Here is a 6,394-nt window from a genome sequence, read left to right as displayed (position 1 = left end):
GTTTTCCTCCGGGCTTCCCTTCGGTCTTGCGTTTCCGACTCTATCAGACTCTTTCGTGTCCGATTCCCGGCCGGCGGGGTCCGCTTTCCAGTTCCATGCTTTCGCGTTTCCCTTTCCGGCGATTCCGACTCTATCAGAACCTTTCGGCGCTGACTCCCAGTCAGATCGGGCTGTCCTCCCGGCCCGGGGGCCGTTCCGACGAGTGAGACTTTAGCGGAATCCTTGGCCCCGAGCTAATCGGGGTCACGTCCCTTCGAACGCGGATTCCTCATTTCGCAAATGCGCATAGGAATGACACGACATGCCGTCGCTCGTTCGAATGGTTGTTGCGGAATGACTGTCCGGGGACCGACCTGGGTCAGAGCTCACGTCGGACAGCTCGGAGGACATTACTCATCCGCATGGCTCGTGTCAACCCTCCCCCTCAGGGCCCCGGCCCGAGTACGGTGGGAGGCGTGACTACTAGGCATGCGTGTATCTCTGAGTGGCGGGCCGCCTGACGGCGGCCTGCATGCACGTATGCGCTCAACGGCCGCCGCTTCGGCGGCCGTTCGCGTTTCCTCTCCGGGAGCGAGCCGTCGGTGGCGGCGGCTCCGATCAGGGAGACGGAGAGATGACGACCATCTTCAGTGGGGTCAAGCCGACCGGGCATCTGACGCTCGGGAACTACCTGGGCGCCGTCCGGCGGTGGGCCGAAGAAGACCAGCACCGGACCGATGCGCTGTTCTGTGTGGTGGATCTGCACGCGCTGACCATGCAACACGACCCGGCACGGGTACGCAGACTCAGTAGGCAGGCGGCGACGCTGCTGCTCGCCGCCGGACTGGATCCCGAGCGGTGCACCGTATTCGTGCAGAGCCATGTCGACGAACACGCCCGGCTGTCCTATCTGCTGGAGTGCACAGCCACCGACGGCGAGATGCGGCGCATGATCCAGTACAAGGAGAAGAGCGCACAGGCCAAGGGGGCCGGGGACAGCGTGCGGCTGTCCCTGCTGACGTATCCGGCGCTGATGGCGGCGGACATCCTGGCCTATGGGACCGACGAGGTACCGGTGGGCGAGGACCAGACCCAGCACGTGGAGCTGGCCCGGGACCTGGCAGTGCGGTTCAACCAGCGGTACGGGCACACCTTCGTGGTGCCGAAGGCCACCGCCCCGACGGTGGCCGCGCGGGTGATGGACCTTCAGGACCCCACCTCGAAGATGGGGAAGTCGCACGCGGAGGGGGCCGGCATCATCTACCTGCTCGACGAGCCCGACGCGGTACGGAAGAAGGTCATGCGCGCGGTGACCGACAGCGGCCGCGACGTGGTGTACGACAGGGCAGCGAGCCCGGGCGTGGCCAATCTGCTCGAGGTGCTCGGTTCGTGCACGGGGCAGCCGCCCGGAAAGCTCGCCGAGGAGTACGACTCGTACGGGGCGCTGAAGAAGGACACCGCCGAGGCGGTGGTGGAGCTGCTGCGTCCGTTGCGGGAACGGCATGCGGCACTGGTCGCCGACCCCGGATACCTGACGACGGTGCTCAGGGGCGGTGCCGCGCGGGCCCGGGAGATGGCCCGGCCGACGGTCGATGCCGCGTACCGGGCCATCGGGCTGCTGGAGCCGTAATCGTTCAGTTGTTGCCGGAGGCCAGCTCGCGGCTGCGGTCGCGGGCTGCCTCCAGGGCCGCGATGAGCGCGGCTCGTACGCCGTGGTTCTCCAGCTCGCGGATCGCGTTGATGGTGGTGCCGGCCGGACTGGTGACCGCTTCCCGGAGTTTCACCGGGTGTTCGCCGCTGTCCCTGAGCATCACGGCGGCGCCGATGGCGGCCTGGACGATCAGGTCGTGGGCCTGGGCCCGGGGAATGCCGAGCAGGATGCCGGCGTCGGTCATCGCCTCGACCAGGTAGTAGAAATACGCCGGGCCCGAGCCGGAGAGGGCGGTGGCGGCGTCCTGCTGGCTCTCGGGGACCCGGAGGGTCTTGCCCACGCCGCCGAAGATCTCGTCGGCGTGCGCGAGGTGTGCCTCGGTGGCGTGGCTGCCGGGCGAGATGACGGACATCGCCTCGTCCACCAGGGCCGGTGTGTTCGTCATGACCCGGACGACCGGGGTACCGACCGCGAGTCGCTCCTCGAAGTACGCGGTGGGGATGCCTGCGGCGCCGCTGATGATCAGGCGGTCGGCGGGTACGTGCGGGGAGAGCTCGTCGAGGAGTTTGCCCATGTCCTGCGGCTTGACCGTGAGGATGAGGATGTCGGCGCGCTTGGCGGCTTCGGCGTTGGTGACGGCTTCCACGCCGTACCGGGCGCGGAGCTCTTCCGCTCGCGCGGGGCGGCGGGCTGTGACGAGGAGGCGGGCGGGGGGCCAGCCTGCGCGGAGCATTCCACTGAGGAGGGCTTCGCCGATTTTGCCTGTGCCTAGGACTGCGACTGTCTGGGCCATGGCTCTCGTTCACCTCGCCGGTGGGGGTTGGTCGGTGCGGAATCATCCTTGCACTGGTGGGGCGGGGGCGCGGATGGTGTCCGAGGGGTGGGCCGCTGCGCGGGGGCCTTTCCCCTCCCCGCCCCTCCCCGAACCGGGGCTCTGCCCCGGCCCCGCTCCTCAAACGCCGGAGGGGCTGGATATGGCCGGTGCAGGGATGGATAGTGCCGGCGCAGGCCTGGGGCGTTGCGGGTGTAGGGACGGATCGTGCGCGCCGGCATGGGGATGGTGCCGGCGCGAGCCCGGATAGTGCGGCGTACGCACGGATGGTGGCCGGGACGCGCCGTGGTGGGCGCTGGGTCACGGTGTGCGGCGGCGGAGGGTGGCTGCTCCCAGGGTGAGGACGAGCAGGGCCACGCCGCCGACGATCAGAGCGTCGCGGAGGAACGTGGTGGTCGCATCCGCGTGGCGTAGCACCTCGTTCATCGCGTCGACCGCGTAGGACATCGGCAGGACGTCCGAGATGCCCTCCAGGACGGGCTGCATGTGGCTGCGGGGGGTGAGGAGGCCACAGAGCAGCAGCTGGGGGAAGATCGCGGCGGGCATGAACTGGACCGCCTGGAACTCCGATGCGGCGAAAGCGGAGACGAACAGGCCGAGGGCGGTGCCCAGCAGGGCGTCGAGGAGGGCGACCAGGAGGAGGAGCCAGGGGGAGCCGGCGACGTTCAGGTCGAGGAGCCGGACCGATAGGGCGGTGGCCACGGCGGACTGGACGATGGCCAGCAGGCCGAAGGCCAGGGCGTAGCCCGCGATGATGTCGGCCTTGCCGATGGGGAGGGCGAGCAGGCGTTCCAGCGTGCCCGATGTGCGTTCCCGCAGGGTGGCGATCGAGGTCACCAGGAACATGGTGATCAGCGGGAAGATGCCGAGCAGGGACGCGCCGATCGAGTCGAAGGTCCGGGGCGAGGCGTCGAAGACGTAACGCAGCAGGATGATCATGACGGTGGGGATCAGTAGGAGCAGCGCGATCGTGCGCGGGTCGTGGCGGAGTTGGCGCAGGACCCGGGCGGTGGTGGCGAGGGTGCGTGTGAGGGTCATCGGACGGTCTCCTGGACGGACCGGTCCGCGTCGACCAGGTGGAGGAAGGCGTCCTCGACCGTCGGGGTGCCGGTGCGGGTTCGCAGTTCGCCGGGGGTGCCTTCGGCCAGGATGTCGCCCTCGCGCATCAGGAGCAGGCGGTGGCAGCGTTCCGCCTCGTCCATGACGTGGGAGGAGACCAGGATCGTGGTGCCCGCTTCGGCGAGGGAGTGGAACAGCGCCCAGAGGTCCCGGCGGAGCGCCGGGTCCAGGCCTACGGTCGGCTCGTCGAGTACGAGGAGCTCCGGGGTGCCGAGCAGGGCGACGGCCAGTGAGACCCGGCTGCGCTGGCCGCCGGAGAGGTTGCCCGCCAGGGCGTCGGCGTGGGCGGTGAGGTCGACGTCCCGGATCACGCGGTCGATGTTGTCGCGGGCACCGAGGATCGCCGCGAAGTAGTCCAGGTTCTGCCGGACGGTGAGGTCGTCGTAGACGGACGGGGCCTGGGTGACGTACCCGACGCGGCGGCGCAGCGGGGCGTCGCCGGCCGGGTGGCCGAGGACGGTCAGCCTGCCGGTGACCTTCGCCTGGGTGCCGACGACCGCGCGCATCAGCGTGGACTTCCCACAGCCTGACGGTCCGAGCAGGCCGGTGATCCGGCCCCGGGGGACGGTGAAGCGGAGACCGCGCAGGACGGTGCGTGGCCCCCGTACGACGGTGAGGTCCTGGGCGTCGATGGCGACCCCTCCGGGCTCCATATTCATCATGTGGTGAATATTGGTCCCGGAGTACCGGACCGTCAAGAGGCCCGTCACGAGGGCTTGAGGGCGATGCTCAAGTCGACCGTGTAGTCCTCGTCGACCGACCCGGTGGGGAAGAGTTCGGTCAGGACGGCGCGCTCCGCCGCCATGAACTCGGCGGTGGTCCGCTCACCGGCCACCAGGAACACCGAGTGGCTCGCAAGATTGGCGAGGTGGTGGTCGATCGGGATGCGGCGGCTCCAGCGCACGCTGCGGCGGATCAGGTCCAGGCCGCCCGACATCTCGCGAGCCCGGTCGGAGCTGCCGTGGGCGGCGGGCCTGCCGGTCGTGGCGCGGGAGGCGGCGAAGAAACGGTGGATACGGGTGTCCTGCTCGGCGATCCACGCCACCTCGGGGTCCGCGACGTTCCACCAGAGGGCGAGCGCGCCACCGGGGCGCAACACGCGCATCGCTTCGGGGGCCGAGCGGGCAGGGTCGGTCCAGTGCCAGGCCTGGGCGTACGTGACGAGGACGGCCGAAGTGTCGGCAAGGGGGAGGTGGTTGCCGTCGCCGCGCACCACCGGCACGTCGGGGAGGCGGCGCCGGAACTGTTCGGCCATCCCGTCACCCGGCTCGACGGCGACCACCCGGGCGCCGCGCTCGTGCAGCAGTGCCGTCGCTATGCCGGTGCCCGCGCCGACGTCGGCGACCCGCGCACCGGCGAGCGGGCGGCCGGCGACGTCCTCGATCTCGTCGAGCAAGGTCTGCGGGTAGGAGGGGCGGTTGGCCGCGTAGGCGGCCGCTGCCGCGTTGAAGGAGTGGGCGGGTGCGGAGGGGGTCGGCATACCGGCCATCCTTGCCGGTGTCCGGGTATTCAGGGGCGCGTCAGGGTCATCCCCGATGGTGTGCGGGCCGGGGCGGGCGGACCGTGGATCCATGACGCAGAACAGTGAGATGTCCAAGTCCGAGCAGCGCAGCCTCGCTCTGGCCTCTGCGACGCTCGGTCCGTGGCGGGCGGCGACGGCCGTCGGCGCCCTGGGCGGCGCGGTGTCGCTCGGTGTGTCGACCATCGCCGAGGGCCTGGGGATGCAGGCGGTGACCACCGCGCTCTCGGTCACGCTGACGTTGTTCTTCCTCGTCGGCGGCGCGGGGGGCGCTCTGGCGGGGAGGCGCGGGGTGCGGGGCGATCGCCGGATCCGGCGGTGGGCGGCGGCGCATCCGTGGCGGGTCGCCGTGGTGCCCGGGGTGTTGATGGCCGTGTCGGACATCGTGGTCCGGCAGTTGCTGAGCTCCGAGGGCTTCTTCTCCAGCGTCGCCGACGGTCTGTGGCGCGGGGTCGTGGTGGGCGGTGTGGTCGGGCTGGTGGGCCGGTACGGCGGCGCCCGGGGGCGGGGTTAGACCCTTCTCGGCTCTAGCGTGCGGGTTTGCGGACCGCGGTGAGGTTGATGACGTACTGCTCCCGCACCACTCCGTCGGGGAAGATCCGCAGGAGTACCGCGCGCTCCTCCGCCAGGACCGGGGCCGCCTTCTCCCGGTCGGAGACGGCGAGTTGGGAGCGGGTGGTCAGGTGGGCGAGATGGGCGTCGATGGTGACCTCGCGTGACCACTGCAGCCGGCGGAAGGCCGGGGTGAGGCCGTCGTACAGGGTTTTGATGATCACCGGCGCCTTGGGGGCCGCGCCGTACTGGTAGTAGTCGGGGAGACGCTCCCGCAGGCGGGTCTCCTGTTCGGCCGCCCAGGCCGCCGCGGGGTCGAGGGCGTTCCACCAGAGAGCGAGCACGCCCCGGGGCTTGAGGACGCGCAGCGCCTCGGGGATCGAGCGGGTCGGTTCCGTCCAGTGCCAGGCCTGGGCGTACGTGACGAAGTCGGCGCAGCCGGAGGCGACGGGCAGGGCGTCTCCGTCGCCCTGGACGAGGCGGATGTCCGGGTGGGCGGTGCGCAGTTGTGCGGCCATGCCGGGGCCCGGTTCGACGGCCAGCACGTGGGCGCCGCGGTCCCGCATCAGGCCGGTGGCGATTCCGGTGCCCGCGCCGACATCGATGACGTGAGCCCCCTCGAACGCGCGGTCGGCCATCACCTCCACGGCGTCGAAGAGCAGGGGCGGATATCCGGGGCGGGCGGCCGCGTACTGGGCGGCGGCCGAGTCGGAGGACCGTGCGAGTTCCGTCATGTCAGACA

General features: G+C 70.6%; 7 protein-coding genes. 2 read left to right on the top strand and 5 right to left on the bottom strand.

Annotated elements, in window-relative coordinates; all coding sequences use genetic code 11:
- Positions 1-613: 613 nt before the first annotated feature.
- Positions 614-1,609, top strand: coding sequence for a tryptophan--tRNA ligase (gene trpS / locus AB0M87_RS29910; RefSeq protein ID WP_365858461.1), 996 nt, complete (start codon positions 614-616; stop codon positions 1,607-1,609).
- A gap of 4 nt (positions 1,610-1,613) precedes the next feature.
- On the opposite strand, the gene proC is transcribed toward trpS, so the two are convergent.
- The 4 genes from proC to AB0M87_RS29890 all read right to left on the bottom strand — a co-directional run bounded on the left by proC (position 1,614) and on the right by AB0M87_RS29890 (position 5,061).
- On the bottom strand, positions 1,614-2,423 hold the full coding sequence (gene proC / locus AB0M87_RS29905; RefSeq protein ID WP_365858459.1) for a pyrroline-5-carboxylate reductase: 810 nt from the start codon (positions 2,421-2,423) through the stop codon (positions 1,614-1,616).
- 339 nt (positions 2,424-2,762) lie between these two features.
- A complete protein-coding gene (locus AB0M87_RS29900; protein WP_365858457.1) occupies positions 2,763-3,500 on the bottom strand; it encodes an ABC transporter permease in 738 nt (245 codons plus the stop codon).
- Entirely contained in the window at positions 3,497-4,243 is a 747-nt protein-coding gene (locus AB0M87_RS29895; RefSeq protein WP_365858455.1) for an ABC transporter ATP-binding protein, read from the bottom strand. The genes AB0M87_RS29900 and AB0M87_RS29895 overlap by 4 nt, the downstream gene beginning before the upstream one ends.
- Positions 4,244-4,287: 44 nt before the next feature.
- Positions 4,288-5,061 (bottom strand): class I SAM-dependent methyltransferase, encoded by a 774-nt coding sequence (locus AB0M87_RS29890; RefSeq protein WP_365858453.1) that lies wholly within the window; start codon positions 5,059-5,061, stop codon positions 4,288-4,290.
- A 91-nt stretch (positions 5,062-5,152) separates the two neighbouring features.
- Between AB0M87_RS29890 and AB0M87_RS29885 the strand changes: the two genes are divergently transcribed.
- Complete coding sequence (locus tag AB0M87_RS29885; RefSeq protein WP_365858451.1) at positions 5,153-5,614, top strand: hypothetical protein; 462 nt, start codon at positions 5,153-5,155, stop codon at positions 5,612-5,614.
- A gap of 13 nt (positions 5,615-5,627) precedes the next feature.
- Here AB0M87_RS29885 and AB0M87_RS29880 read toward each other — a convergent pair whose 3' ends face one another.
- Positions 5,628-6,386, bottom strand: a complete 759-nt coding sequence (locus AB0M87_RS29880) for a class I SAM-dependent methyltransferase (protein ID WP_365858449.1) — start codon at positions 6,384-6,386, stop codon at positions 5,628-5,630.
- Between the last annotated feature and the right edge of the window lie 8 nt (positions 6,387-6,394).

The sequence above is a fragment of the Streptomyces sp. NPDC051320 genome (assembly GCF_040682175.1).
GTDB lineage: Bacteria > Actinomycetota > Actinomycetes > Streptomycetales > Streptomycetaceae > Streptomyces.
This window is presented reverse-complemented; position numbering and strand designations above follow the sequence as displayed.